General features: G+C 64.6%; 28 protein-coding genes and 2 pseudogenes. 22 read left to right on the top strand and 8 right to left on the bottom strand.

Features of this window, described 5'->3' with window-relative positions; all coding sequences use genetic code 11:
- Positions 1 to 50: 50 nt before the first annotated feature.
- Positions 51 to 725, bottom strand: a complete 675-nt coding sequence (locus tag AB0J29_RS04365; RefSeq protein WP_364779076.1) for a hypothetical protein — start codon at positions 723 to 725, stop codon at positions 51 to 53.
- Positions 726 to 1,781: 1,056 nt separating this feature from the next.
- Between AB0J29_RS04365 and AB0J29_RS04360 the strand changes: the two genes are divergently transcribed.
- A complete protein-coding gene (locus AB0J29_RS04360; protein ID WP_364779073.1) occupies positions 1,782 to 2,456 on the top strand; it encodes a nucleoside/nucleotide kinase family protein in 675 nt (224 codons plus the stop codon).
- Here AB0J29_RS04360 and AB0J29_RS04355 read toward each other — a convergent pair.
- Positions 2,437 to 3,303, bottom strand: a complete 867-nt coding sequence (locus AB0J29_RS04355) for a PfkB family carbohydrate kinase (protein WP_364779952.1) — start codon at positions 3,301 to 3,303, stop codon at positions 2,437 to 2,439. The genes AB0J29_RS04360 and AB0J29_RS04355 overlap by 20 nt on opposite strands.
- Before the next feature lie 49 nt (positions 3,304 to 3,352).
- Positions 3,353 to 4,321 (bottom strand): hypothetical protein, encoded by a 969-nt coding sequence (locus AB0J29_RS04350; RefSeq protein ID WP_364779070.1) that lies wholly within the window; start codon positions 4,319 to 4,321, stop codon positions 3,353 to 3,355.
- Between the two features lie 300 nt (positions 4,322 to 4,621).
- On the opposite strand from AB0J29_RS04350, the gene AB0J29_RS04345 reads away from it, so the two are divergent.
- The 9 genes from AB0J29_RS04345 to AB0J29_RS04305 all read left to right on the top strand — a co-directional run bounded on the left by AB0J29_RS04345 (position 4,622) and on the right by AB0J29_RS04305 (position 11,838).
- The gene (locus tag AB0J29_RS04345; RefSeq protein ID WP_364779067.1) at positions 4,622 to 5,932 is read left to right on the top strand and encodes a cupin domain-containing protein; all 1,311 of its coding nucleotides are present in this window, start codon (positions 4,622 to 4,624) and stop codon (positions 5,930 to 5,932) included.
- Positions 5,929 to 6,456: a hypothetical protein gene (locus AB0J29_RS04340; RefSeq protein WP_364779064.1), complete on the top strand. Its 528-nt coding sequence runs from the start codon at positions 5,929 to 5,931 to the stop codon at positions 6,454 to 6,456. Before AB0J29_RS04345 ends, AB0J29_RS04340 begins: the two co-directional genes overlap by 4 nt.
- A complete protein-coding gene (locus tag AB0J29_RS04335) occupies positions 6,443 to 6,754 on the top strand; it encodes a hypothetical protein (protein WP_364779061.1) in 312 nt (103 codons plus the stop codon). The genes AB0J29_RS04340 and AB0J29_RS04335 overlap by 14 nt, the downstream gene beginning before the upstream one ends.
- A gap of 40 nt (positions 6,755 to 6,794) precedes the next feature.
- Entirely contained in the window at positions 6,795 to 6,953 is a 159-nt protein-coding gene (locus AB0J29_RS04330) for a hypothetical protein (protein WP_364779058.1), read from the top strand.
- Between the two features lie 165 nt (positions 6,954 to 7,118).
- Positions 7,119 to 8,150 (top strand): fatty acid desaturase, encoded by a 1,032-nt coding sequence (locus tag AB0J29_RS04325; protein ID WP_364779055.1) that lies wholly within the window; start codon positions 7,119 to 7,121, stop codon positions 8,148 to 8,150.
- A gap of 92 nt (positions 8,151 to 8,242) precedes the next feature.
- Positions 8,243 to 9,298 (top strand): inosamine-phosphate amidinotransferase 1, encoded by a 1,056-nt coding sequence (locus AB0J29_RS04320; protein ID WP_364779052.1) that lies wholly within the window; start codon positions 8,243 to 8,245, stop codon positions 9,296 to 9,298.
- On the top strand, positions 9,295 to 10,209 hold the full coding sequence (locus AB0J29_RS04315) for an amino acid--tRNA ligase-related protein (RefSeq protein WP_364779049.1): 915 nt from the start codon (positions 9,295 to 9,297) through the stop codon (positions 10,207 to 10,209). Before AB0J29_RS04320 ends, AB0J29_RS04315 begins: the two co-directional genes overlap by 4 nt.
- Positions 10,210 to 10,473: 264 nt before the next feature.
- A complete protein-coding gene (locus tag AB0J29_RS04310; protein WP_364779046.1) occupies positions 10,474 to 11,343 on the top strand; it encodes a hypothetical protein in 870 nt (289 codons plus the stop codon).
- A gap of 108 nt (positions 11,344 to 11,451) precedes the next feature.
- Positions 11,452 to 11,838: a GFA family protein gene (locus tag AB0J29_RS04305; protein WP_364779043.1), complete on the top strand. Its 387-nt coding sequence runs from the start codon at positions 11,452 to 11,454 to the stop codon at positions 11,836 to 11,838.
- Between the two features lie 182 nt (positions 11,839 to 12,020).
- On the opposite strand, the gene AB0J29_RS04300 is transcribed toward AB0J29_RS04305, so the two are convergent.
- Entirely contained in the window at positions 12,021 to 12,545 is a 525-nt protein-coding gene (locus tag AB0J29_RS04300) for a hypothetical protein (RefSeq protein ID WP_364779040.1), read from the bottom strand.
- A gap of 728 nt (positions 12,546 to 13,273) precedes the next feature.
- On the opposite strand from AB0J29_RS04300, the gene AB0J29_RS04295 reads away from it, so the two are divergent.
- Both AB0J29_RS04295 and AB0J29_RS04290 read left to right on the top strand, forming a co-directional pair.
- Positions 13,274 to 13,507, top strand: a complete 234-nt coding sequence (locus AB0J29_RS04295; RefSeq protein ID WP_364779037.1) for a hypothetical protein — start codon at positions 13,274 to 13,276, stop codon at positions 13,505 to 13,507.
- A 42-nt stretch (positions 13,508 to 13,549) separates the two neighbouring features.
- Positions 13,550 to 13,822 carry a hypothetical protein gene (locus AB0J29_RS04290; protein ID WP_364779034.1) on the top strand — a complete coding sequence of 91 codons (273 nt, stop codon included), beginning with the start codon at positions 13,550 to 13,552 and terminating at the stop codon, positions 13,820 to 13,822.
- A gap of 301 nt (positions 13,823 to 14,123) precedes the next feature.
- Here AB0J29_RS04290 and AB0J29_RS04285 read toward each other — a convergent pair whose 3' ends face one another.
- Together AB0J29_RS04285 and AB0J29_RS04280 are read right to left on the bottom strand one after the other, a co-directional pair.
- On the bottom strand, positions 14,124 to 16,133 hold the full coding sequence (locus AB0J29_RS04285) for a hypothetical protein (protein WP_364779031.1): 2,010 nt from the start codon (positions 16,131 to 16,133) through the stop codon (positions 14,124 to 14,126).
- Positions 16,130 to 16,828 carry a hypothetical protein gene (locus AB0J29_RS04280; protein ID WP_364779028.1) on the bottom strand — a complete coding sequence of 233 codons (699 nt, stop codon included), beginning with the start codon at positions 16,826 to 16,828 and terminating at the stop codon, positions 16,130 to 16,132. The genes AB0J29_RS04285 and AB0J29_RS04280 overlap by 4 nt, the downstream gene beginning before the upstream one ends.
- A 277-nt stretch (positions 16,829 to 17,105) precedes the next feature.
- On the opposite strand from AB0J29_RS04280, the pseudogene AB0J29_RS04275 reads away from it, so the two are divergent.
- A pseudogene (locus tag AB0J29_RS04275) lies at positions 17,106 to 17,402 on the top strand (GFA family protein); the annotation flags it as partial.
- Between the two features lie 40 nt (positions 17,403 to 17,442).
- Here the strand turns inward: AB0J29_RS04275 and AB0J29_RS04270 are convergent.
- The gene (locus AB0J29_RS04270; RefSeq protein WP_364779025.1) at positions 17,443 to 17,964 is read right to left on the bottom strand and encodes a hypothetical protein; all 522 of its coding nucleotides are present in this window, start codon (positions 17,962 to 17,964) and stop codon (positions 17,443 to 17,445) included.
- 55 nt (positions 17,965 to 18,019) lie between these two features.
- Here AB0J29_RS04270 and AB0J29_RS04265 point away from each other — a divergent pair, with 55 nt between their 5' ends.
- From AB0J29_RS04265 to AB0J29_RS04230, 8 genes and pseudogenes are all read left to right on the top strand, one after another.
- A complete protein-coding gene (locus AB0J29_RS04265) occupies positions 18,020 to 18,295 on the top strand; it encodes a formyltransferase family protein (RefSeq protein WP_364779022.1) in 276 nt (91 codons plus the stop codon).
- Positions 18,232 to 18,633, top strand: a pseudogene (locus AB0J29_RS04260) (formyltransferase family protein); the annotation flags it as partial. The gene AB0J29_RS04265 and the pseudogene AB0J29_RS04260, both read left to right, overlap by 64 nt.
- A gap of 55 nt (positions 18,634 to 18,688) precedes the next feature.
- Positions 18,689 to 19,864 (top strand): GNAT family N-acetyltransferase, encoded by a 1,176-nt coding sequence (locus AB0J29_RS04255; protein WP_364779019.1) that lies wholly within the window; start codon positions 18,689 to 18,691, stop codon positions 19,862 to 19,864.
- 53 nt (positions 19,865 to 19,917) lie between these two features.
- Complete coding sequence (locus tag AB0J29_RS04250) at positions 19,918 to 20,730, top strand: methyltransferase domain-containing protein (RefSeq protein WP_364779016.1); 813 nt, start codon at positions 19,918 to 19,920, stop codon at positions 20,728 to 20,730.
- A gap of 28 nt (positions 20,731 to 20,758) precedes the next feature.
- Positions 20,759 to 21,061 carry a hypothetical protein gene (locus tag AB0J29_RS04245; RefSeq protein WP_364779013.1) on the top strand — a complete coding sequence of 101 codons (303 nt, stop codon included), beginning with the start codon at positions 20,759 to 20,761 and terminating at the stop codon, positions 21,059 to 21,061.
- A gap of 97 nt (positions 21,062 to 21,158) precedes the next feature.
- Positions 21,159 to 21,599, top strand: coding sequence for an NUDIX hydrolase (locus tag AB0J29_RS04240; protein WP_364779011.1), 441 nt, complete (start codon positions 21,159 to 21,161; stop codon positions 21,597 to 21,599).
- Positions 21,600 to 21,661: 62 nt separating this feature from the next.
- Positions 21,662 to 21,895, top strand: coding sequence for a zeta toxin family protein (locus tag AB0J29_RS04235; RefSeq protein WP_364779009.1), 234 nt, complete (start codon positions 21,662 to 21,664; stop codon positions 21,893 to 21,895).
- A 318-nt stretch (positions 21,896 to 22,213) separates the two neighbouring features.
- Positions 22,214 to 22,744 (top strand): AAA family ATPase, encoded by a 531-nt coding sequence (locus tag AB0J29_RS04230; protein ID WP_364779006.1) that lies wholly within the window; start codon positions 22,214 to 22,216, stop codon positions 22,742 to 22,744.
- Between the two features lie 202 nt (positions 22,745 to 22,946).
- On the opposite strand, the gene AB0J29_RS04225 is transcribed toward AB0J29_RS04230, so the two are convergent.
- Positions 22,947 to 23,306: an Rv2640c family ArsR-like transcriptional regulator gene (locus tag AB0J29_RS04225; RefSeq protein ID WP_364779003.1), complete on the bottom strand. Its 360-nt coding sequence runs from the start codon at positions 23,304 to 23,306 to the stop codon at positions 22,947 to 22,949.
- Between the two features lie 96 nt (positions 23,307 to 23,402).
- On the opposite strand from AB0J29_RS04225, the gene AB0J29_RS04220 reads away from it, so the two are divergent.
- Positions 23,403 to 23,861, top strand: coding sequence for an ArsI/CadI family heavy metal resistance metalloenzyme (locus AB0J29_RS04220; protein WP_364779000.1), 459 nt, complete (start codon positions 23,403 to 23,405; stop codon positions 23,859 to 23,861).
- Positions 23,862 to 24,574 lie beyond the last annotated feature (713 nt).

Raw genomic sequence — 24,574 nt, 5'->3', positions numbered from 1 at the left:
TCTCAGGCCTGTTGGCCTTCGTCGCTTCAGGCTAGCGGTTTCGTCACCGGCTAGTACACTCCGCCGATGGGGTGGTCGGGCACTACAACCGTCGCGCTGTTGAAACAGAACCAATACCAGTCGCCGCTGAGGTGATGGGATGCGCCTGTCGCGGGCCGGTGGTCAGAAAGATTGGCAAAGCCACTTCCCATCGAGCAATGGGCCGCCATAGGGCCAGTCCTGAAGTAGATGCCGTCGTTGCGGCGTTCCACGCCGCGATCGCCGCTGGGTTCCACACCGCGAATGCGATAAAGGCCGAGGCGGTCACCTTCGAACGTCCGTGGATCGATCCCGGCACTCACCTGCTGTGCCGCATCGTCGAAGGCGTGCGCCGATAAGTGCCAGCGCACAGCCATTGGCAGGTCTGCGCTCCATAGAATGGCCGTGAGCGCGACTATCAGTGCGGGAGCAGCCAGGGGGCCGAGCTCAGGTACCCGAAGCCGCCGGGATCGGACTGCCAGGATCGGGTAGACGATGACCACGCACAACACCACAACCACCATGAATGTCCCCCCGAGGATCAGCAACGGCGACAACGACATCAGCTCGGCGCTGGCCGGCTTGCTCGCCGAGACGAGTATCCCAAGGCAGGCCACGATGGTGCAGACGAGCAGAAGATGCCTGCGAAGCAGTGACCGGTATCGTCGGTTCCCCGGTCGGCTTTTCTCGGTTTGGGCCGTGCTCATGCCGGGAGCCTAGACTCCAGCCTGAGATCGTGGGTGTCGGCGTGTCGCCGCTGGTGAAAGGCTGGCACCGCGCCGTCAATGCCGAGCGAACCTTGTCGCCCCGGCGCGAGGTTCTTTCGGCGCCTGTCCAGGCTGTTCGGGATGCGCCGCCCCGCACCCCCTGACCACCGGCCCGACCACCATGCACCGGGCCGGTGCACAGCGTGCGCGATCACCATGCACACACCGCGCGCTGCGCACGCCACCGGATCGGAAGCTTCCACGCTGTGGGAGAGCGCGGCGATCGCGCACGACTGCGCGCGGAAATCCGGCTCAACACACCGATACCGAGCGCGGTGCGCAATCGTCCTCAACAGCACAGCGGCAACGGCGGCTGGCGCGCGCCGATGGACGCCTGGATTGGTTCGCCGCGCGCCAGGCTGAGCCCTCTGCCACCGTTCGGCGCGGCTACTCCCTGACCGATATCCGATCGCAGTCGCCCGCCGCCAGCGGGCGGCCGGCGCTTAACCACCGGTACGGCACCGAAATTGATGGCACGCTGCGCCGCGACTGGGATTCGGCCTGCCGGTGCGTGAACCGGATCGCCTCCGAAGTCTGGGCCACTGCTCCATCGAGCGCACCAGACCAGGACCACATTCCTCAATGCCACACAAGCCGCCACCACGCGCATCATCGGCCCGCTCACGCGTTGGGTGTGCGCGGCGTGATCCGCTCTCTCGCTGGCGTGGCGGTAGTGTCGCGACGGCCGCGCGTAGAGTGCACCGTTTATTACCCGGCACAGGCGTGTCCGTGCACACTTTGCGTGCGCGCGGCACGCGCTCATCCGTCTCCGACCGATGAAGAATTGGCTATCGCGCGCAACAACTCCTGGTGCCGATGTTGAATACTCGCCGGGGCAGTCCTATACATGCTGGAGTAGTCCGACAAGGCGCTTCGCATGGGCACGATCGCGTTCGGACATTGCCGCTGAGTTTGTCCCCACAGCGCTCGTTGCGCGCAAGGGAGGTTGGTACGGTTTGGGCGCTCCGAACTGGTTCACGGACAAAGGATTTCAGTATGCGTGCAGGCAGTGAAGTTGTTGTGGCCGAGCTTGCGGCATGGGTTGCTTCCCGCGTTCCAGCTCGCCGTCGCTACCTGCTCGGGATCACCGGGCCGCCAGCCGCAGGGAAATCGACGCTTTCGCAGCTTCTGGCCGCGGCTGTGACCGCAGAACATGGCATCTCGGCGGAGATCGCCCCGATGGACGGCTTCCACCGGACCTCCGCGGAGCTGGACGCGGTCGGCGCGCGTCAACGCAAAGGCCAACCCGACACCTTCGAGGTTGGTGCATTCGTCGAGCGGCTGAAACTGCTGCGTGAAAGCCCTTTCGGGTATCGCGTGCCCTGGCCGGTCTACGACAGGGACTTGCACGACCCGGTGCCGGACGCGATCAGCTTCTCCGATCAGCGGATCGCAGTCGTCGAGGGCAACTACTTGTTGCTTGAGCGGCCCGGTTGGGTCGAGGTCGCCAGCCAATTGGATGAGGTGTGGTACCTCGACGCCGAAGACCGCGTCATCGAGCTCCGGCTGACCGAACGCCACCTGGGCGGGGGCAAGACTGCTGAGCAAGCGCACACCAAGATCAGCGATAGTGATATGCCCAATGCCCGGCTGATCGCGGATACCCGCGGCCGTGCGGATACGGTGTTGCGCGAAACCGCAGGTAGCTACGTCATTTGCGAAGTTCGGTGAGTTTTGAGGCCCAGTTGCGGGTGCCGAACGTGCGGCACGACAGTGTCGATACCTCAGACGCAGCGGTGAGCGAGTCGACGAAGCTGCGGCCCTCGCTGTAGTAGGCGCAGAAGGCGCCGTGCAGGATATCGCCGGCGCCGAGCGTGTCGGCTGCATCGGTGACCGGTGTGACGTCGATAGTGCCGTGCCGGCCGTCTTCGTCGAACAGGATCGGTTCTGGCCCGCGCGTCACGGCGACGTGCTTGGGTCCGGCCGCACGAAGGTGCTTCAGGAGCGCCATGCCGCCGCCCTCGACGCCGGGCTGGGAAATCGCTGCCGAGCAGATCGCGACATCGGTCAGCGGCAGGAGTCGATCGTGGACCGGCTTCCAGCGCCCAGCGTCGAGAACGACCGGCACCCCTGTCTCGCTGGCGCGGCGAGCGATGCTCAACGCCAGCTCAGGATGGTGGCCGTCCACAAGCACCACCGTGGCATCATCGACATACCGACCGATTTCTGCCGTGTATGCCGCCTGGATCCGCGCCCCGTCGAGACCGACGATCGTGCGCGAGCCTGCTTCGAGCGCGACCACGATCGACGACACCGGTGGCTTGTCGGTCTGGTCGGGTGTCGTGTCGACCACGGTGACGTGCCAGCTGGTCAAATCGTGGCGGACGAGATCGGCGAGCGGGTGAGTGCCGAGCGCGGTGATCAACGTTGCAGGCCGCCCGGAAACGATCGCGCATGCCACCGCCGCATTGGCGGCAGGGCCACCGGCCCCCAGGAACTGATCCAGCGCTTGGGCTTTGGTGTCTTCGGCTGGGTAGTGGTCGACGGCGTTGGCGATGTCGAGGGTGGACAATCCCACGAACAGGGCTTCGGGCACCGTTCTCCTTCAGGGGCAGCGGGTCAGCGGGTCAGCGGGTCAGCAGGTGTTCGAGGGTGGCGGTCTGATCGGAGTAGGTCCGCACGCTGACAACAGCCACGAACTCCTGGTCTGCGGCGCGTTCTTGAAGTGCGTTCCAGTGTTTGGCCATATACCAACCCGCACCGGTCGTGCCACGGGAACCGAGACCTGCGCAGAAGAACCAATAGCGGTCTGGGTGCAGCTGCGGAGCCGGTCGGACACGAGCGATGATGCCGATGTTGCGGTTGTCATCGGAGCTGTAGCACTGGCCGTCAGCGAGTTCGAGATGTTCCAGGTAACCCTGCCCCGGCGGCGGGTTGTCGCGGACGGTGAACAGCGGATCACTGGTGCTTTCCAGATACATGTGGGTGCAGTCGTTGGAGCTGAGCCCGAAACTGATATAGGGCCGGTCGCAGGCCAATACCACCTCGCGATCGCTCTGGATATCGACCGTAATCCCGTCGTGCTGCTGAATCATCGACATCACATACAGCATGGCGCGGACGTCGTTTTCCGCCAGCGCCACCGGTACGTCGATGCGATGGGCGGCGTTGAACACACTCGCCTGCTTGCTGAATATGTGCTGGCGGGGGATTCCGGCTGACGCGAGCGCTTTGATCGAGCTGGTGGCCAGTTCGAAAGTGGGCACGACCAGCGTGGCGCCGCGATCAACCATCTCCGTGCCCAGGAAGGCCGCCGGCCCCTCGTCCACCGCATCGTCCCCAACCGGCTGCGGGCTCGCGGTCGCAGCGTTGGCCATAGAGAACAGCGTGTGGATCGACCAGCCGGGAAACATCCGTGCCAACACTCGGCGGTGGTGGTTTTGCGGCAGACCCTTCATCTCGCCCGACATCCAGGTGTAGAAGGTCGCTCGTGCCGGGGGTTCCTCTCGGGCAGCTGCGTGCTTGCGGTATTCGGCGCAGAAGTCCTTATGACTGAGATGCCGCTCGACCAGCAGCATCTTGAGCACGGTCCCCAATCACGTCCCCTTTTTCAGGTGTCGAGCTAGCGCACGATCCTATCCAGATCGGTAGTCCAGTGGACGGAATAGGACAGAACTGGACGGAATCGGACCGCTTTTGCGATGCGGCTAGACCCCTTGAGCGCCAACACTTCTCGTACGTCGCGGCGGAAGGAGCTTTCCGCGTGACGGGCACCGAGACGTTCGTCTGTCGCAGGCCCCGCACCGCAGGCGGCTAGCCGCTGATCGCGGGCTGCGCAGCAGGAGAGGAGAGACCTTGATCATCAGCATGTCCTCACCCGCGACGGAGGCGATGTCATGACCACCGCTGCGGATCCTGTGATCGCCTGGCCACCGTCGCCGGAGTTCTGGTCGACTCAGTTCCTTGAGAAGACCGCCGGCGCAGTAGCGCCGCATCTGTTCAAGGGCATCGTCCCGGCCGATCGCCTCGGCCCGAACGATGTCATCGATGGGCTGCGCAGGCTGCGTTTCGCGGCCGCCTACGGTGAACCCGCCAGCGCCCGCATCCGCGTCTACGTCGGCGAGGAACGCCACGACGAGGCTATCGACCGTGTGCTGATGGCCCCGTGGTCCGATGAGGACTTCGTCGCCTGGATGCAGAATCTCACCTTCGCTGAGCGGTTCTCGCTGGTGATCAACAACCTTGAGACCACCTCGCCGAAGTTGGCGGGGGTGTTGGGTGAGCTGATCGGGTCTGCGCACGCTGGATGGGGCGTGCCGATCGGTGGCAGCGAGCAGGTCGCCTTCGCCGGGAACTACGCTGGCACGGCGTTCGGGGTGCACGAGGGCTACGAGGATGCCTTCCTGGTCCACCTCGGCCCGGGTACCAAACACTTCTACTGCTGGTCGGGTGAGCTGTATCGGGAGCTGACCGGGGGCCGCGCACCGACTTTCGGTGATTACACCGCCCTTCTCGATCGTGGCGAGCGATTCGATCTGGAACCCGGCGACGTGCTGTACCTGCCTCGGCGGGTGTTCCACGTCGGCGTGCAGGATGAATTCTCTGTCTCGGTGGCTGTCCCGCTCTACACCTACTCCGATACGCGCATGCTGGCGCTGTCGGTGCTGCCCGCGGTCCTCGAGTCCGTTGTGCCGAGCGACGTCGCCGACGAGAAGCCCTCATCGATGCATTCCCTGGGCGCGGGCATCGGTCCGATCGCTGCGGGCTTGACCACTGCGGCCGCCGACATGTTCGCTGCGGCTTCGGCGCAGTTGGAGGACAAGATAGGTGAGCTGGTCGACGCACGGTGGCGCACCCTGCTCAGCAACGGTGGTTGGGAGGCCACCGAGCATGACCTCGCCCGTAGCGACGCAGCTCGCGAGGCAGTGGTGACCCACGCCGCCGGGGGCACCCATCTGCGAGTCGCGGCGCCGTACACACTGCACCCCGATCCGGATATCGACGACAGCCTGAACATCGGTGTCACCGTCCGCGGCCAGGTGCTCAGCGTGCCTGAATCCTCGGCCTGGGGTGCGGCTCTGGCGGCTCTTGCTGACGGGCAGACCGTGCGCATCACCGACGAGCTCGGAGGGGACACGTTGGCGCTGCTGCTCGAAACTGGCGGCATCCAGGTGCTTACCGAACCCGATGCGGAGGTGGTGGCATGACTGCCTCGAAGGTTCAGCGCTACCTCGATGAGAACCCCGCGACCAAGGCCGCGATCACCAGCGTCTTGCTCAACAAGCCCGAGGTCAGCGGAAACGATCTGGTCGACAAGCACATGGTGCCGATGGTCGCCGCCTTGTTCGAGCAGATCACCGCCGAGGTCTCACCAGTGACCCTGACCAAAGGCCAAGCCGCCCTGTACATCCGGGAGCTGAGCGTATTCGCCCGCTACAACTCCGATTTTTTGCGCCAAGCCGCCGACACCGTGCAGGGCGGATGCATGGAGCTGGCGCATGAGTTGCGGCGCAACCATCTTGAGGAGGGCGGGGAGCGGGGCAAGGTGCCCGCGCACTACACCCTTTACTCCGGTGCTCTGCTGGCCGATCTCGGGTTGCTGGTCAACGGGCATCTGCCGGCACCGGAGAACTCTCACCCTGGTATCGCTGCACGACTGGTTGGTCATCGGGTCATCGGTGGGCCGGATCTGCGGTGGCTACTACGCGACCGAGGGCGTGGCGATCGATGAGACTGTGTTGCTGCGCGCCATCACCGACCGCTACGCCGCGCTCACCGTCGGCGCAGACACCGAGCTGCCGCACCTGGACTACTACTACTCGCTGCATCTCGACGAGGGCCACGAGGCTGCGGCCGTGGAGGGTCTGAGCGTCGAGGCCGCCCACATCGAAGGCATTGCGCGGTTCATCCGCGAGTACGAGCTGTTCGGCCTGGATCTGCCGCAGATCGTCGACGGCTGGCTCCAAATCCTCGAGGGCATGAGTGCCTGGTGGTCGCAACTGGCCACCCGCGCCGCCACCCTCCCTTGATTCCCGCAGTAACCCACCGAAGAAGAAGGAGAAAATCACTATGTCGCAGATGCTCAAGAGCAGTGTCCGGCCCGATGCGCTCAAGGCCGGCGTGCGGCCCGACGCCGCGCTGAAGGCCGGTGTCCGGCCCGACGCCGGGCTCAAGGTCGGTGTCCGGCCTGACGCTCTCAAGGCCGGCGTGCGGCCCGACGGCGTCTGACGCCGCAGAGCAAACACCCTGTGCGGGACCATGATTCGACTCGACTTGTCTCGTGGTCCCGCGCACACCCCTGACCCGACTCCGATCGAGGGCACCGAGCGCCCGGCCGCGCCACTGCGCAGGCCCGTGCTGGTGCTCATCCCGAACCTAGCGTGGAGAGTGAGCATGACCATCGCGGCGCGCGAGTCCACCCGACGGCGCCCCTCGGCAGGAGCATCCGGACCGGTTCGCCGCGCCTTCGGCGCCGATCTGATTGCGCGGATGGACGCACTGTGTGTCCGCGGCCGCGTTGAAGGCTTCCTCGACCTGTCCCGCGACTACCTCGCTGCCGCCGCTACCGCCGCGGTCGGCATCGCCGTCGGCCAGCCGATCCTGACCGTAGCGTGCATGCTCTACATCGGGATCCGGCAACGGCACCTGTCGAATCTGACCCACGAGGCGATCCACACCAAGCTCACACGCTCTCGCCGCGCGAACACCATCCTCGGGCATCTCAATTGTGTGGCCCTCGGCGAGCCGTTCACCCCTTATCGGCGCAGCCACCGCATTCATCACGCGAAGCTCGGCAGCCCCGAGGATCCAATGCTGCACTCCTACATCTCACGCCGCGCGCATGCGCCGTGGCCGGACAAGAGAGCGTTCGTCATCCACGTGATCATCGCCAACGCGGTGTGGAAGCTTCCCGCGTATGGGTTCCTCACCTTGGCCGGCAAAGCTGGTGACGAGAGCTGGAAGGCCGCCACAACACGGTGGGCGGTCTGGGCCGCGACTGCCGTCGCTGCGGCGTCGCTCGGCCACGGTTTCGACTTCGTGCTCTACTGGGCGTTGCCGCTGATCGTGGTCCGCCCCATAGTCACCTGGCTGACCGACCTGGGTAACCACGCCGGCCTGATCCACAACACCGACGTCATCCATCAGACCCGCGGTTGGACCTCTCACGCTGTTACTCGTCACCTGATGGGCGGCCACAACGACGACATGTTCCACCCGGTCCACCACTGGTTTCCGGGCATCGGCTGGCGCGAGCTGCCCGAAGCCGCCGCCATCCTGCGCGAACACTACCCGCGCTGGGACGAGGTTCCCTGGTGCTCCGGCTACTTCTTCCGCCGCCGCTGCACCCCAGACGTCCCTTCGGTGCTCGACGACATCGTGGCCACACTCCACTTCCAGCTCACCGAACACCAGCCCCACACCTGATCCCCGCCGGGGCCCAGTCGCGGCACAACTTGAACAGGATCCGAATGTCTCTGTCGGTCAACAGTTTCGACGAATTCACGACACTGCGCGAAGTGATCGTCGGCGACCCCAACGGCTACACCTCCCACGATCTCGATGCCAGCTTCCGGCTGTTCTACCTCGACAACGTCACCCCGACCGCCGCAGACGGCGGCCGGGAACTGGCGATCCCGCCGAAGCTGGTCGATGAACTCGAAGAAGACGTGGAAGGGCTCTGCGCCGCGCTCACCGAAGCCGGGGTGCAGGTGCTGCGTCCCGAGCCGGTCACCGAGCGCGCCGTGGTCTGCTCGCCGTGGTGGTCGGCCCGGGAAACGCCGCCGTTGAACGTGCGCGACCAGACCATCATTTTCGGTGACACCATCGTGGAGACCGCCCCGCACATACGAGGCAGGGTATTCGAGAACGACTACCTCAAACCCCATTTCTACCGATACCTCAACGCCGGATCGGGATGGTTGTCAATGCCACGGCCGGCGCTCGCGCGCCAGTCGCTGGACCCGAGCTTCTTCGACGGCCAGCCGTTTGACTTGTCCGGGGTTATCGGCGATGCCGACACCCGCGTGCTGCCCGGATTGGGGTACGAACTGATCTTCGACGGCGCCCAATGCATCCGCCTGGGCCGCGATGTCCTGGTCAACGTCGCCAACACCAACCACGAACTCGGCCTGTCCTGGCTCCGACGCACCTTCCCCGAACTGCGATTCCACAGGCTCGACGCCATCGCCGACAGTCACATCGACTCCATCGTGGTGCCGCTGCGCCCTGGCCTGCTGATGCTGCGCTCCACCGACTACCTCGACGCGTTGCCCGAGCCATTGCACGGCTGGGACGTCGTCGTTCCGCCCGAACAGAACGAGGACGCCTTCCCGGACTACTCTGACTTCGGGTTCAACCTGGCCTCCCGCTACATCGACATCAACGTGCTCTCCGTCGACGAAGACACCGTCGTGGTCAACAGCCTGTGCCCGGATCTCATGCGCACCCTGGAGAAAAAGGGCCTGACCGTCATCCCCGTCCAGCACCGCCACCGCCGCCTGTTCGGCGGCGGATTCCACTGCTTCACCCTCGACACCGTGCGCGCCGGCATGTGCGAGGACTACTTCGCATGAGCCCCGCCGCAGCCGAGGTGACGTTGACCCCGCGCGAGGCCATCGAGGTCAAATCCGATCTGCTGTACAAGATCCGGGCTCTGCTGCGTGAGCAAGGGTTCGCCGAGGTCACCACACCCACCTTTCGGCAGGCCGACGATCTGACCGGCAAACGCGCCCGCGCCGCCGTGGGCGGCCACAACGGGTGGCTACGCAGCATGATCGGCCCCGCACTGCGCTACCAGCTCGCCCACACCCCACGGGTGTTCGAGATCGGCCCCTGCTTCCGCAACGAGACCTCCGACGCCACCCACATTCCCGAATTCAGCATGCTGGACCTGTATGCCGCGCAGGCCAGCTACGACTACCTGATCGACCTCGCCGAGAAACTGGTTAGCCTCGCACACCCAGGCACTTCGCAGCGGATCTCAGTTGCAGAACACCTCGGGGCTACCCTCGGGGTCGACCTGACACGTGAGACCTTGGACCGGCACACTGCTGCCCTAGCCGACCACCTCGACTTGCCGTCGGACACACCGCTGTACGACCTGCTCGAGTCCTACATTGCCACCGAACTCGAACCACGCAGCGCCGAGACCGCGATGTTCCTGGTCGATATGCCCCTCGGAGGCAACGAACCCTGCGCCAAACTGCGCGAAGGCACCGCGGCGATCCTGAACCGGTTCGAAGTCTTCATCGACGGTGCCGAAGTCGTCCACGGCTACGAAGACGAAACCGACGCCGAAGCATTCATCCGCCGCGCCAGCGCGATCGGCCTCTACAACCCCGAACAGTCACTGGTGCAGAAGGCGATCCTCGCCGGTGCCGTTCCGGCACACAGCGTCGGCCTCGGCATCGGGATCGAACGGCTCTGCATGGCCGCCACCGGCGGCAATGACATCAGCCTGTTCCAGCAGTCCGCGGTCTTCTGACCCAGGGCAAGCGGCGCAACCCCGCACATCCCGGATCGGCGGCTCACGATGCTCTACGCTGGCCCGGTCCGGTGCCTGGCTGCAACCTGGGGTGCCCGCCAAATCACAATGTTTGCAACACAATTCGATTCGAAAGGGAACGCCGATGTATGAGGGTGGCTGCCTGTGTGGGCAGATCCGGTTCCGGGCTGACGGTGAGGCGAACTGGCCGCACTTGTGCTTCCCTGATGATTGAGTGAGTTCAACAACTCACGAAGGAGCAGGGTGGACGAGTGGTGGCTCGTTTTCGTTCCCGACGCCGACCGGTGGGGGCAGCTCCCGCCGGATGGGGTGCTGGGCATACAGGATCTCCCCGCCGCTGTGGACCGGGTTGGGCTTCGTCCCGGTGATCCGGTGTTCGTGCGGCCCGACTTCGTTGTCGATTCAGATCTGCTGAAATTCGTTCTGTCGGATGCGTTTCGCGGTCTCAAGCGTGAGAAGCGCCGGAATTACGCGACCGATATCCGAGTGCTGTTGTCGTGGCTGTGGCGGCGAGGTATTCCGTGGCGGCAAGCGACCCGATCTGATTTGAGGGCGTATCGCGAATTCCGATGCGATTCACCGAAGAACCCGCATCGGATCGGCGGAGCGAAGTGGGACCGCGAGGCCGCGGCGTTCACGCGGTTGTACAGGTGGGCTGGGGTTCTCCCGCTGCCTGTCGATGTGGGGCGCCGGGAGGACCGGGCAGCGCACGCGCGGAGTGCACGTGTCACCTGGTTGACGCCACGGGCCTGGGGACTGTGGCAGGACCTCGGACTGCGCGGGCTCGACCGAGCGTCAGCGCCGATGCTGGGCTGGGATGCGCGCACCGAGCTGCGGAACACCGCATTCGTCGGCCTGATGCTCAGCTCGGGGCTGCGGCGCCAGGAAGCCGGCGCGATGCTGACGTTCGAGATCCCGTCCCAGCCTTTGTGGTTCGGCCGGTACTGCCACGGCCAGGTGGCGCGGGCGTTGTCGCGGTCGAAGCGGGACAGGACGTTTTATGTGTCGGCCGACGCGCTGCGTCAGGTCGGCGCGTACTGCGAGTCCGAGCGCGCGTGGGCGGTCGAACGTGCCCGTCGGCACGGTCGTTACGACCGGATGGCGGGCAGATGATGATTGGCGACAGATGTACCGCCGCCAATGCTCCCGGATTGCGGCCAGGTGAATGCTATTGGCAAACCCTGTGCTCTATCTACCCAGCGAACAATCAAATGAAAGGATATGATTGCCATGCACACTGGCGGATGCCTGTGCGGAAACATCAGATATCAGGCGTCAGGGAAACTGTCATTCCCTCACCTTTGTTCATGTCGCGACTGTCAGAAGCTGTCCGGTAGCCCGGTCATGTCGTGGGTCGATTTCCCTCGTGAAGGGTTCGAATGGACAGGACCCGGAGGAGAACCGACCTGGTACAACACTTTCCCAGACTCCCAGCGAGGATTCTGCGGAGCATGCGGAAGCTCAGTGGGTGCTCAGGATGACGGCGCCGCCGAACTGGTCGGGGTCACCATGATGAGCCTCGATGACCACAGCAGCTTGGTGCCCGAGCGACAGAGTTTCCGCCCAAACGCCGTCCCGTGGCTTCCGATCGTTGGCGCGCAGGATTGAGTGTGCCCGCAAGCTGTCGCAGTCCGGCCATTGATTCACCTAAAGCGTGCAACGATCGGCTGGTTCGATCGGGCCTGTGCGACTCCTGCGGCGATTGACGGCGCTCGCTGGACTTTTTCGGCGAGCGCCGTGCTGCCGCTACAGCGCAACTCAACACGAAGCCGGTGATCAAGAGACGCGTCTCACGGGCGGGGTATGCGTAGCGCAGATGGTGTCGGCCGACCGATGGGCAGGATCCCGGCAACGATGAGCCGGGGGATTTCGGTTGCGCTGCGTGCATGGCGGATGATCCAGACGTTGTCCTGCACGCTGGGGTAACCGGCAGCGTGGCTGCTGTGGTCACCGACGAGCAGCAAGCCGAAGGGTGGCCCGGTGGCGGTGTAGTTCGCGGCTTGCGCGAGGTAGCTCTTCTCGATGCTGTCCCGGGTCCACTTGGTGGTTCGGCGTTTGACCTCGGCAACGAATCGGCTGCCCGGCTCGGGGGTGTAGGTAACATCGGTTCTGCCGCTGGCGACATCGATGAGTTCGCGTTGAATGGTCGCGGGGGTGAGTATGCCGGCGAGGTGCTGGTGGAGGTCGTCTTGGACGCGCTTCTCGTCCCAGTAATCAGTGGTCCCGTCATTTTTCTTCGGTGCAGGGCCGAGATATTCGGTGCGTGTGCCGTAGTAGTCGGCTTGGGCGTCGAAGCGGTCATAGAGGAACCGCAAGAACTGCTCAAGGAGGGTGGAGAAGTAGTGGCTGTCGCGCGGCTTCCAGGCCGGGCTGGTGACGTGACCAGCACCTCCAATAGCGATTCCATATGGTCATCGAAGTGTGAGTTTCCGGTCGGGGTGAAACCTCGTTCCCTTTGCTGGAGCAGTTGCTCGATCTTGTCTAGTAGGTGGGGGTCAAGGTCGTCGAGCAGTGCAGGACCGTCAGTGTTGAGGAGGGCGGCGAGGCTGGGATGGGCCGCGAAGGCTTTTCCCGGCACCACCTGCTCCGCCGATGCAGCTGCCTCTCGTCGAGCGCGGACTACGGTGTGTAGTGCTTGCGCGTCAGGTGAGTCGGTGAACTGGGGGTCGGTTGCCAGTGCCTGCTCCAGCTGGTGGAGTAGTCCTTCGCGGCGGATGAATGCCGCTTCGATCGGTGGGCTGATCAGTGCCGTGAGACCGGTTTCGGTGGGAGTGCCGATGTGGATACTTCGGCTGGCCACGTAGACGTCGAGCAGGTCGCTCAGGGTTCCGGCAGGGTCGTACCAGCTGGGAAGGTCCAAGTGGGCGTGAACGGTGTGGAGCGAGGTGACGAGTTTGGACCACGCCGCTTGGGAGAGACCGCGGGCGCTGAGCCAGTCCAGTCGGTGCATTCCGTAGGTCCACGCCGCCAGTTGCATAGTCGCAGCTGCGAGTTGGTCGGTTGCCTCGGCCAGGCGCAACGCGGCCGATGTTCTCTGGGGAGATTGTTCGCACTCGCCGAAGGCGAGGATCGCTTCGAGGGCTGCGGCGTGAGCGCGGGCGTCCAGGCGTGCTTCTTGGGTTCTGTCGAGTTCCTTGAATCGCATGTGCGCTCGCCGCAGATTTTCTTCGACGGCCGGGCGTTCGGATGCTTCCAGCGCCGCGCGCATATCCGCGACGGCCAACTCGAAGCTGGCATCAGCGCGAGTGGCGCCGGAAAGGTCGGGCTGATTCTCTAGTGTGTTGAGCACATCGAGCAGCGCCTCGTCCCCGAAGTGGTCGTGAGCGACGCCGACGAGGATTGGCACGCGTTCGAGTGCCTCAGAGGGTTCGTCGCCGGTTATCTCTGCGAGTATGGCAAGCACGCGGTGGGGGCTTGCCGTTTCGGCGAGAGCCAAACGGAGAAGCCCGGCGATAGCCGGATGAGCGAACGCGGCATCGACATCGCCGGCGAGCGCGGCTTCTGCGTGCGCCGCCAGGTCCCGCACCACCCGGCTACCGAGACGAGTCGCCAGAGCCGGTCGGGCGCAGAGAGCATCGACCGCGTCGGCTAGAATCCAGGCCGCCTGAGGCTCCCGCAGACCCTTGGCCGCAGCATCGAGCAGTTGCCGTGACTGTTCGCTATCCACACTGTCGAGATCTGCGCCCACAGCCATGAGCAGGTACGGGAAGAGGGGGCCCGTTGCGAGATGATCGGCCTCCGCCAGGACCGCCTCGAGCCCGCCGAGGTCCGCCAGACAGGGCCCAGCCTCCAGTTCGCTGTCGGTGGCGCTGCTGGCCCAGATCTGCAGCGCCTGATCCACATTCGAGGTCACGGACCTCTCCTGAGCACTGGACGATTCGAAAGCATGCAGTTCAGAACAGGTGCTCACCGCCCGAGGTGATGAGATAGTCCTCCGGGAGCGCGGCAACGAGCTCGGGCTGAGCGGTGGTGAGAATAACCTGCAGATCGGGCAGTTCAGCGGCGACCGCTTGCAGCTCGGCGATCAAAGTACGAGCCGGGACTTCGGTAACCTCCTCGGCGGCCACGGAATCGATGAGAAGTAGTCCGGGATGCGTGGTGACTCCCCGGTTGGCAGCGACACGCAGGAGCGCGATGACGGTCGCGATTCTCATCCGGAGCCGATCGCCGCGACTGAGTTTCTTGAACGGCGTCCTCACCCCGGCCTTGACAGCGTTGACCTTGCCGGAGCGGTCGAGCTTGACACTATCGAGATTCTGTACACCGAACCGTGTCGCGAGCTCGACAATCTGATCGTTCATCGCCGGGAACAGTTGCGCGGCCGAACGATCGACGGCCGCGCGGACCGCTTCCTCGGTGGCAGCCAGAACCTGCGCGGATAACGACATAGGCGGGACGGCCGACGGGGATCCGGTCGCCTCAAGTCGTCCACGCAGCTCTGCTGCCCGAATCTCCAATGCTCGCAACCGATTGTGCACCTGTGAGGTCGCGAGCAGTTGCTCCAGATCCGCGGCTGTGTCGTGATGAGTGATCAGCGCGAGCTCGACCGCCTCGACCGCGGTCGCGTGCTGTTGGTCCGCCTCCTGCTCTGCCTGCTGCGCGGCTGAGAGAGCGTGCTCCAGCTCTGCAAGCCGGACTTCAGCAGTCTCCTCGTCGACCTTGGGTAGCGGTCGCGTGCAGACCGCGCAGTTCGCGTGCTCACGTTCCCGGCTGCGGCGTGGGCCATCCAGTGGTTCTTCACAGCGCGGGCAACAGACCGGGTCCAGACGTCCCAGGACTCGCCGGGCCTGCCAGGTCTCGCGCGCGTCCAGGAGGGTCTGACCGGCGCGCACTCGTGCTGCGGACACCTGAGTGAGAGTCTGCTCGGCTTCCTCCTGAAGCGCACGCTTCGCACGGAGATCTGTCGCCGCTTGATCGGCGGCGCGCATAGCCGGGGAGATCTCCTGTGTCGACGCCGTCCGTAGTGCCGCGATCTGCCCGGACGCGGAGGTGAGTTCGTTCTGCCAGGTCTCGCGGTCGTGCAGACGGGCTTCGGCGTCGCTTTCTGCTCGTCGCTGCTCCTGCGTAGTAGTTTTCTTCTCGCGCTTCCTGGCGACCGAGAGCTGGGTCAGCGCTGTGCTGTAGGGGATGTCGACGAACAATTCCATCAACCGCGCTGACAGTCCTACCGCGCTGACATCCCCGATGAGGATCTCATCGCCGCCAGGGTTGAGATAGCAGGCCCCGAAGTAGGAGGCCCAACCATGGATTTGAGGGACGCCTTCGCCGGCGGCGCCGCCGCCGGCTTGCCACAAGTTCGTGTGTTGCATGCGCAACGCGTCCAAGAAGAAGGCGCCGACGCATCGGGTGATCTCATCGTTGCCGGATGCCCGCGCGAGCAGACGCAATGCGGCATCCTCAGCGACCAGAAGGTCGTCTGTGGAGCTTGCGGTCAGGACCCGCAGCCGCAACGAGGTGTGCTGAGAGTCCTCGCTGTCCAAAACGAGGCGGATCGGGCGGCCAGCCAACGCAATGTCGAGGCTGAGGTGTCGCAGCCAGGATCGGACATCTGGCGGCAGATCCCGCGGCTCTCCGCGTAACGGCCAGACCAGGAACTCCAGCAGACTCGTCTTTCCGGCGCTGTTGTCTGGGTGCACGATCGCCCATACGCCGGAGGTGAACGCCTGCTCGACGGTGAAGCTCTCACCTGAGTACTTCACTCCCCTAGCCCGCAACCGCAGGACACGCAGTCGACGGTCGGCAGCAGTCGGACTCTTCAGGGTGATGTTCGCTTCGGCGAGAGTTCGCTCGACCTGCTCGGGCGTCAGCTCCAGTTTCGCCGCAACCCCTTTCAGAATCTCGCTCGCGGTGGGCACTTCGTTCGGCTGCTCAGCAGGGAAAAGGTCCGAGCCTGGCACAGTCATGAAACCTCCGTGTCATCGATATCCGCAACTGCCAGAACGGATGCTGCCTGCAGTTCGAGCAGCCGTGCCCGGGCCTGGTCGGTCACGGGGACGATGTGCTTTCCCCACGGGGTATCGGCATAGTCCCGGAGCAGATACTGTCGGTCCTTCAGCTGTGTACCGCCAAGACCGTCGACCAACTCCACGACCATGCGGGTACGCTCGACATACCACGCCAATACTGGCGCCTCGGCGAGTATCGAGCGGGCTACCTCTCGGCCTCGCTCAAGCAAGAAGTAGATGTGCTCCACGATTCGCTCCTGGCCCAGGATCTGCGTCTTCCGTAACACACCCCTCTCAACCAACGGGGCCAGCGCGTCATCGAGCTCCTCGAAGGCCCCGTACTTATATCGCAGCATAGGGAAGCGTCGTAGGTCCGGCTCCTCGGACTCCAGAATCTCGGCAGCCAGCGCGAGCAACCGCGGAACATCTGGAGCGGCCTCGTATTCGTTCATGAGTTCGTAGGCCAGGTAGTCCGGATTACGAACCCAGAAGTCGAGCTTCTGTAGCCGCACCTGGGTGTGAACCACTCCGACCGTCGAGGCCGGCACCGTTTCCCCCTCAGCCGGTGACACCGCCGCCGCATCGATCAGCAGGAGCAACCGCACCGAATCCTGCCAGCGACTAGCCCGACGGACCGCAACAGACGCACTCATTCCACTCCCTCGTACCGACAGGCCGCCCCTGCCCCTACAACACATCCTCGCAGCAACTCGACACAGGTAACCGGCGAACCGTCAAGCCATCTCGCCGCGCAGTTGATAGAAGACGAGCCATCCAGGTGCGGGTCGCACGCGAGGACGCTGGCCCGGCGGCTGGTGTGCAGACCCGTTGTCCGTGTGGGGATCGCCCCTGCTGATCGGCCTACCCTCAATAATTTCGGTCGACAAGACCACTTGAACAGAAACCCTTGACAGGGAACTTTGTAGTTGCCCCCACTGTCAGAGATTGTCCGGTAGCCCAATAATGTCGTGGGTCGACTTCCCGCGCGAAGGGTTCAAGTGGACCGGACCAGACGGAGAGCCGTTCTGGTACAACACCTTTCCCGATTCTCAGCGTGGTTTCTGCGGTATCTGCGGGAGTTCTGTCGCGGCCCAGGACGACGGTGACGCAGAACTGGTGGGCGTGACGATGATGAGCCTCGATGACAGCACGGATTTGATCCCCAGGCGGCAAAGTTTTCGCCACGACGCTGTCCCGTGGCTTCCGATCGTCGGTGCCCAAGACTGATCGTGCCTTCGCCGCCAAGCTGTTCGTAGGAATTTCGGTGTCAGCTGGTGGTGCGGGCTTGCGCGCGCAGGCGTGCGAGGTAGCGCGTGGCTTGGCGGCGGCTGGTCAGCGTGACCAGCTCGCCAGGCTTGCCGCGTTCGGCGATCAGGTCGCGCACGCGGGGGCGTATCTGGGCGCGGTAGCACCAGATGTAGCGCAGGAATCCCCAGGTGATGCGGTCGTAAACGCCGTCGTGGTGTTGGCCGCCGCGGTAGCGCCAGCGTCGTTGCAGCACTCCCGTGATGCAGGTGCGGGCGGGCAAGTCGAGGAAGATGACGGTGTCGGCAGCGGCGAGCCGGATCGCCATGGTGCCGGCGTAGTTGCCCTCGATCAGCCAGCGGGGTGCGTCGACGAGGCGTTGCTGGATGGCCTGGAATTCTTCGGCCGGGAGCGGGTTCCAGTCGGGGTCGTAGTAGACGGCGTCGAGGTGGGTCAGCGGGAGCCCGTGGAGGGCGGCGAGCTGGTTGGCGAGGTGAGTTTTGCCGCTGCCGCCACATCCGATGATCACGATTCGCTGGTTCATGCCCGGCCAAGTTACCCACCCCGGGCGACAATCGGCTGTGGAAGACTAACGGTCCATGCCCAAGCTCCGCGTCGGTGTCCTGGTCTCGCACAACGGCTCCAACCTGCGCGCGCTGCACCTGGTATCACTGCAAATCGACGCGCAGTTCGAAATAGTGGCTGTGATCAGCAACAACAGTGGCTCGCTCGGGCTGGCGTATGCGCGCGAGAACGAGATTCCGACCCGCCATCTGTCGGGCAAGCCCCATCCGATCCCGACCAACTCGACGACGCCGTCCGCGCCATGTTCGTCGAGCACTCGGTCGACTTGGTCGTCACGGCCGGCTATATGAAGAAGCTCGGCCCGCGGACCCTCGAGGAGTTCGCACCCCGAATCGTCAACGTGCACCCCGCACCTTTACCGCTTTTCGGCGGCACTCAGATGTTCGGCGCCCGCGTTCACCAGGCTGTTCTCGATGCCGGCGCCAAGGTCAGCGGCCCGTCTGTCCATCTGGTCGAAGACGAATACGACACTGGCGAGGTCATCGCCCAACTCGAGGTCCCGGTCCTCGCCGACGACACCGTCGACACACTCGCTGCCCGTGTGCTGGCCGCCGAGCACACGCTGCTGCCTCTGGTCGTGCAGCAGATCGCCACCGGACACCGTCTCTACCTCCACCTTCGGCCCTGACGGTGCCTCATAGACACCCGTTTCTCCCGTTCACCAACATTATTGGGGTATCGCATTGTCCGAACGCTCGCGCGTAGCTGTCTGGTTGAACGGCAGTTTCGGCTCCGGAAAGTCGACTCTGGCCAAAGCGCTGGTCGCCACAGATCAGCGATGGCGGATCTTCGATCCCGAGTACGTCGGATTCATGCTCGCCCCGCAGTTCCCCGAGTGCGAGATCACCGACTTCCAGGATCTTCGCTCATGGCGGCGCCTTGTGCCGATCGTCGCCCACGAGCTCGCCGAGGAGACCGGCCAGCCTCTGCTGATCGTCCAGACCGTACTGAACCAGCGGTACTGGCTCGAGATCGCCGACAGCATTCGCGGACAAGGGTATTCGCTGCACCACGTGCTGCTCGACGTCCACCCCGACGCGTTGGACGAGCGCATCACCGCAGACCGCGACCTGCCCGCCGCGGCCGAGTGGCGTCGACAGCACATCCCCGCCTTCGTCGACGCCCGCCGCGAATGGCTCGCCTACGCCGCCGATCTCGTGATCGACACCACCTCGATCAGCGCACCGCAGGCCGCCGGCCAACTCGCCGACGCGCTCGCATCCTGGACTGCCAGTACACCCGCGGCGGCCCCGATCCTTACCGACGCGCATCGCATGGTCGTGCTGCGTGGTCACCGAGCCGAGGACATTCCGGCGATCGTCGAGCAGTGCCACGACCGGGCAATGCTCGAATACACTCGTATCCCCCGCCCCTACAACCTCGAGCACGCCCATCAGCTACTCGACCTCGCCCGCAGCAGCTGGGCCCAGCCCTGCGCCGTTTCGCCGCGATTCTGGGCGATCACCACCCGCTGCGAGGAAGGCGAGTACGCGTTCGCCGGGACAATCGACTACCGGCCCACCGGCCACGGCACCGCCGAAGTCGGATACGGGTTACACCCCGCCTTTCGCGGTGCCGGCCTCATGTCGATCGCGCTGGGCCTAGTCCTCGACCATGCCTTCGAGCATGACGGACAGCACCTGATGGCTTGGCAGGCCGCTGTCGGCAACTGGGCCTCGACAAAAACAGCGTGGCGCAACGGATTCCGATTCGAGGGCCGCGTGCGCGGGCTATGCCTGCGCCCTGACGGCGGCTTCTCCGATGGCTGGATAGCCACCCTGCACCGAGACGATCCCCGCACCCCCACCCGGCCCTGGTCGGAAACGATCGACGTGCTCGGCGCTGCCGATCTCCGTTGACGGGTCCGCCGATTCGTGTTCACCACCAGCGACTTTCGCGTAGAAAGGGCCTTATGGTCTCGGAATTCGATCGGCACTTGGATGCTTTCCGTCGCTACCAGGAGACCCCGTGGGGCCGATTGCGTTACGAGCAGGTCGCGACCAACCTCGCTCGCCACTTACCGCACCGGCCGCTGAGGGTCCTCGACGTCGGCGGCGGCAACGGCCTGGACGCGCTGCACCTGGCAGCCCTGGGCCACCACGTCACGATCGTCGACACCTCCCAGGCATCGCTCGACGAGGCCATAACGCTGGCCGGAAGCAACGGTTGCGCGGAACTGCTCGAGACACGCCTCGCCGACATCGAAGCCCTGGCCGGCGTCGCGGCAGAAGGATCGTTCGATGTGGTCCTGGCCCACAACGTGCTCCAATACGTGCCCGGCCGGGCCGAAGTGCTCGCGGCGATGGTGTCGGTCCTGGCGCCCGGGGGCTTGCTGTCGGTGCTCGTGCCCAACCCCGCCAGCGACCCGTTGATCGCCGCCGTGCGGCGCGGGGAGCTCGCCGAGGCGATACGGCTGCTGGACGCCCCAACCTGGCCCGCACTCACCTATAACGTCGAGGTCGACGCGATCACCGCGACCGAGCTGGCCGCCGACATGATCACCGCAGGCCTGGGCCGACCGGTCCGCTACGGGGTGCGCGCGGTATGCGATCTGATCAGCGACGACGAGGCCGAACACGACCCACAGTTTTTCGGCGAACTGCTGCGGTTGGAAAACCTGCTCGCCGACCGGCACCCCTACCTCGAAACGGCCCGCTTCGCCCATCTGATCGCACTGAAACCCAAAACAACCCCTGTGTCCCAGCGCTCCCCCCGGAACTGCTGAGTAGAAATTAGATCGAAGGGATCCGACCATGGACGAGACAGACCCGTTCGACGACCTCGAGCCGGGTGAGAAACAGCGTCTGTTCGAGCTCGGAGCAGCCGAGATGCGAGGCGAAACCGCCGAGGCCGGGTGGAAGATGTACCAGGAGTTCGAAACACCGCTGGGGATCCGCCGCTACACGAACGTGCGGACCCTCGAGGACGGGCGCGTGCAGGCACGCGAGTACCGAGTAGATCGCAACGATCCGCAGACGATCTTCGACCTTGAGATGGACCGCTACCTGATCGAGAACGGCGTAATCCATGAGGTCCACTGGATCACCGCCGAGTGAAAGCCACCCTGCCAGTACTGGACCTGTTGGCCGCCGCCCTGGCCACGGCGTCTGAACCCGCGCAGCGCGTGCGACTGATCAACGAAGGAGTTCTGCTGTGAGTGCGCATCAGATCGCGTTCGCCCGAGTATTTGTCGTGAACCCCGTGGGTCAGGTTTTGCTGGTCCGTGACCACTTCGGGTACTGGAATCTACCCGGCGGCAAAGTCGAGCCAGGTGAGATGCCCGCAGCAGCCGCTGTCCGAGAGATACGGGAGGAGACGGGCCTGACGATTGTGGAGATCGAGGAAGTCCATCACGATGAATACGAGTTCGACGGCGTTTCTTGGACCGGTTACTTCTACCGGGCGCAGTGCGTCGCCGGTCAGCCTGCGCTGCAAGAACCTGACAAGGCAACCGAACTCGCCTACCGCGACCCCGCCGAGGTGGCGTTTCATCCGGCGGTTTCGGCGGCGATGACGGCCCTGTGGATCAGGCTCAGCCCCGATCTCGGGCCGACCGCGCATCGGCCGCAGATTCAACGCTACTGCGCGCCGTAGACCTGTGGGTCGGGGTCCAGTGCCTTGGCCGCCGTCGAGCGCGAACGATGATGATGCCTGACGTGCCAGAATTCGACATGGTCAACACTCGTCGGCATCCCGTGATCGGCATCGTTTCCGGCCCTCCAGGCTCAGGGAAGTCGACCCTGGCTCACGCGCTTGCCACCGACATCGGCGTCCCCGCGATCATTCGCGACGAGATCAAGCAGGGCATGGTCGCGGGCACCGCACCAACCAGCAACACCGGGTACGAAGACCTCAACATCCCCGTCCTGCACACCTTTTCGACGTGCTGAGCCTGCTCGCCCGCAGCGGTGTCAGCGCGGTCGCCGAAGCCGCGTTCCAGGACAAACTCTGGTTCTATAGCCGGATTCCTGTTGTGGTTCAATGACGTGACCTGCGCAGATACGCCGAAGTTGAGAGAGGTGGGATGTCCGGTCAGGGCGTCCGTGCACGGTTCGGGAAACCAGCTTGCATAGGAAATCATGGCAGCGGCCGGTCTTTCGATCGGATGTCGGACGCGGACACCGATGACGTCGGGGAAGGGCGATATTGTGGCAGAAGGCGCCTCGTGGCCGGGCAGCGGAAGCCCTTGCCCGCCAGCGCTCATAGTGGTGAGCGGCCCACCGGGCAGCGGCAAGACCACTCTCGCGCACGCAATATCCCAGCAGCTCGGTGTTCCTGCGGTGATACGCGACGAGATCAAACAGGGCATGGTGCTGGCCGCTGGTCAGACACCAGAGCAGGGCTGGGATGAGCTGAACATGCCCACGCTCACCGCATTTTTCAACGTCCTCGGTGTCTTGGTGCGGGCCGGGGTCACGGTGGTCGCCGAAGCTGCTTTCCAACGGCGATTGTGGGTGCCGAATCTGGAACCGCTTGCTCCAGTGACCGATATCCGGATCATCCACTGCACGGCGTCAGCATCGGTGATCCGCGACCGGATAATCCGCCGCGCCGAGACCAACCCCCATCGCCGCGCCCACAACGACGGAGACCTCCTCGCGGAGATCGCCGACGACCGTCACTCGGTTGAGCATTTTGAATCGGTCGATCTCGATGTGCCGTCACTCACCGTCGATACCACCGATGGCTACTGTCCAGGTCTCAAGGCGATCGCCCGGTTCGCGATACCGCCGAGATGACGACGGCTGCGCAGCGGATGCTTGACGGGTCTCGGTGCTCGCCTCAGCCGTCTAGCTACAGCTCTACGCTTCGGTGATCCAGCTACTCACGCTGGAGAAGAATGAGGCAGAGACCAAGCCTCCGGTCGCTGATCTCGAAGCCGGGCGGCGGCGCCGCACGCACGCGAAAACCTTCGGTCCCTGCTGAGCGGGTCCTGGAAAGTCAGCGACAGCAGTTGGGGTCCAGCACGATGCAAAGCGCGGACAGCGCGTCGCGTTTGGCGTGGTGGACCACGTTCATGCCGATGCGTTCGGAGTCCACTAGCCCGGCTTTGCGCAGCTGGCTCAGGTGGTGACTGACCGTGGATTCGGACAGCCCGACCGCAGCAGCCAGGTCGCCGCCGTTCTCGCCGGTCTCAGGGCTGGCAAGCAGCAGGGACATCAGCTTCACCCGAACGGGGTCGGCGAGGGCTTTGAGGCGCAGCGCGACTTCCAGGGCGGCGGTGTCGTCGACCGGGCCCGCGGCTACCGGCGCGCAGCACACCGGCGCGGACATATCGATCACGGGCAAGGTCTTCGGCACGCCACCCACACTACCCGCATTATTGACATATGTCGAAAAGGTGGCAGACTCGGTTTCGCCCACTTCTTCGACATATGTCTCACTATGGAGGTTCTGATGTCCCGCGTCCAACTCGCCCTCAATGTCGACGACCTCGAGCAGGCGATCACCTTTTACTCCACCCTGTTCAACACCGCCCCAGCCAAGCGCAAGCCCGGCTACGCCAACTTCGCGATCGCCGAGCCGCCGTTGAAGCTGGTGCTGCTGGAGAACGCCGGTCGGGGTGGCTCGATCAACCATCTCGGGGTCGAGGTCGAGACCTCCGAGCAGGTTCACGGTGAGATCGCCCGCCTGTCGCAGGCGGGATTGTTCACCGAGGAGCAGATCGCGACCACGTGTTGCTTCGCCACCCAGGACAAGGTCTGGGTCACCGGTCCGAATGCCGAGCGGTGGGAGGTGTACACCGTGCTCGCCGACACCGAGAACTTCGGTGTCGCACCGGAATTCGCCACCGGAGACGCCGAAGCGGTACAGGCGTGCTGCGGCACCGACGCTCAGGCCGCCGCACCGCGATGATGGAACAGTGCTGGAGATATTTGATGAGGCTTTCGCGACGAGTCCGTGGTCCGTTCTTGGTGACTTGCGCAGCGAGGCTGGGGGAGTGCACCGTGTGGCTAGCCCGGATGGTCAGCCGGCCTGGCTCGTTACGCGATATCGCGATATCCATGCGAGCTTGCGGGATGATCGGTTGGCAACGAATGTTCGGCATGCACAAGGCGACGATTACCGGGGTTTCACCGTTCCGTCATCGATGGATGCGTTCGCGCGCAGTGATTTCGATAGGTTGGCGCGACTGCGGAGTGCTGTGACCGCGGAGTTGCATCCGGGTCGGTTGGGTGCGTGGGTGGATCGTGCTGACGGGCTGACGGCACGTCTGCTCCAACAGTTGGACGGGGTGTCCGAGTTCGATTTCGTTCGGGGGGTGGCTGTTCCGCTGCCAGCGACGGTACTCGGAGATCTTCTGGGCCTGCCGTCCGCGGTCGCTGGTGGCCTTCGGTTGTGGGCGGAATCCGCGTTGCGTCCCGATGCTGGGCTTCGCGCGCGTGACACTCTAGCGACGATGCTCGATCTCGTCACTTCGGCTGTTGAGTACGGTCGCCGATCAGGTGGCGAGTCGATGCTCGGTCGGCTGACACAGAACGAGCTGCTCGACAGCGAGGAGCTGTATTCACTGTTGTTCTATCTGCTGTTCGTCTGGTACGAGGTTCTGGCCGATCTCGTAGCAGGTG

Source organism: Nocardia sp. NPDC049707, assembly GCF_040674855.1.
In the GTDB taxonomy this organism is placed as follows: domain Bacteria; phylum Actinomycetota; class Actinomycetes; order Mycobacteriales; family Mycobacteriaceae; genus Nocardia.
Note: the sequence above shows the minus strand (reverse complement) of the source record. Positions and strands in the feature narration are given on the sequence as shown.

Bases quoted from the DNA above. Each gene is read 5' to 3' on its own strand.
- AB0J29_RS04265 (WP_364779022.1), top strand. From the start codon at position 18,020: ATGCCCAAGCTCCGCGTCGGTGTCCTGGTCTCGCACAACGGCTCCAAC.
- AB0J29_RS04285 (WP_364779031.1), bottom strand. From the start codon at position 16,133: ATGACTGTGCCAGGCTCGGACCTTTTCCCTGCTGAGCAGCCGAACGAA.
- AB0J29_RS04280 (WP_364779028.1), bottom strand. From the start codon at position 16,828: ATGAGTGCGTCTGTTGCGGTCCGTCGGGCTAGTCGCTGGCAGGATTCG.
- AB0J29_RS04345 (WP_364779067.1), top strand. From the start codon at position 4,622: ATGACCACCGCTGCGGATCCTGTGATCGCCTGGCCACCGTCGCCGGAG.
- AB0J29_RS04305 (WP_364779043.1), top strand. From the start codon at position 11,452: ATGATTGCCATGCACACTGGCGGATGCCTGTGCGGAAACATCAGATAT.
- AB0J29_RS04330 (WP_364779058.1), top strand. From the start codon at position 6,795: ATGTCGCAGATGCTCAAGAGCAGTGTCCGGCCCGATGCGCTCAAGGCC.
- AB0J29_RS04325 (WP_364779055.1), top strand. From the start codon at position 7,119: ATGACCATCGCGGCGCGCGAGTCCACCCGACGGCGCCCCTCGGCAGGA.
- AB0J29_RS04270 (WP_364779025.1), bottom strand. From the start codon at position 17,964: ATGAACCAGCGAATCGTGATCATCGGATGTGGCGGCAGCGGCAAAACT.
- AB0J29_RS04245 (WP_364779013.1), top strand. From the start codon at position 20,759: ATGGACGAGACAGACCCGTTCGACGACCTCGAGCCGGGTGAGAAACAG.
- AB0J29_RS04250 (WP_364779016.1), top strand. From the start codon at position 19,918: ATGGTCTCGGAATTCGATCGGCACTTGGATGCTTTCCGTCGCTACCAG.
- AB0J29_RS04340 (WP_364779064.1), top strand. From the start codon at position 5,929: ATGACTGCCTCGAAGGTTCAGCGCTACCTCGATGAGAACCCCGCGACC.
- AB0J29_RS04315 (WP_364779049.1), top strand. From the start codon at position 9,295: ATGAGCCCCGCCGCAGCCGAGGTGACGTTGACCCCGCGCGAGGCCATC.
- AB0J29_RS04365 (WP_364779076.1), bottom strand. From the start codon at position 725: ATGAGCACGGCCCAAACCGAGAAAAGCCGACCGGGGAACCGACGATAC.
- AB0J29_RS04360 (WP_364779073.1), top strand. From the start codon at position 1,782: ATGCGTGCAGGCAGTGAAGTTGTTGTGGCCGAGCTTGCGGCATGGGTT.
- AB0J29_RS04220 (WP_364779000.1), top strand. From the start codon at position 23,403: ATGTCCCGCGTCCAACTCGCCCTCAATGTCGACGACCTCGAGCAGGCG.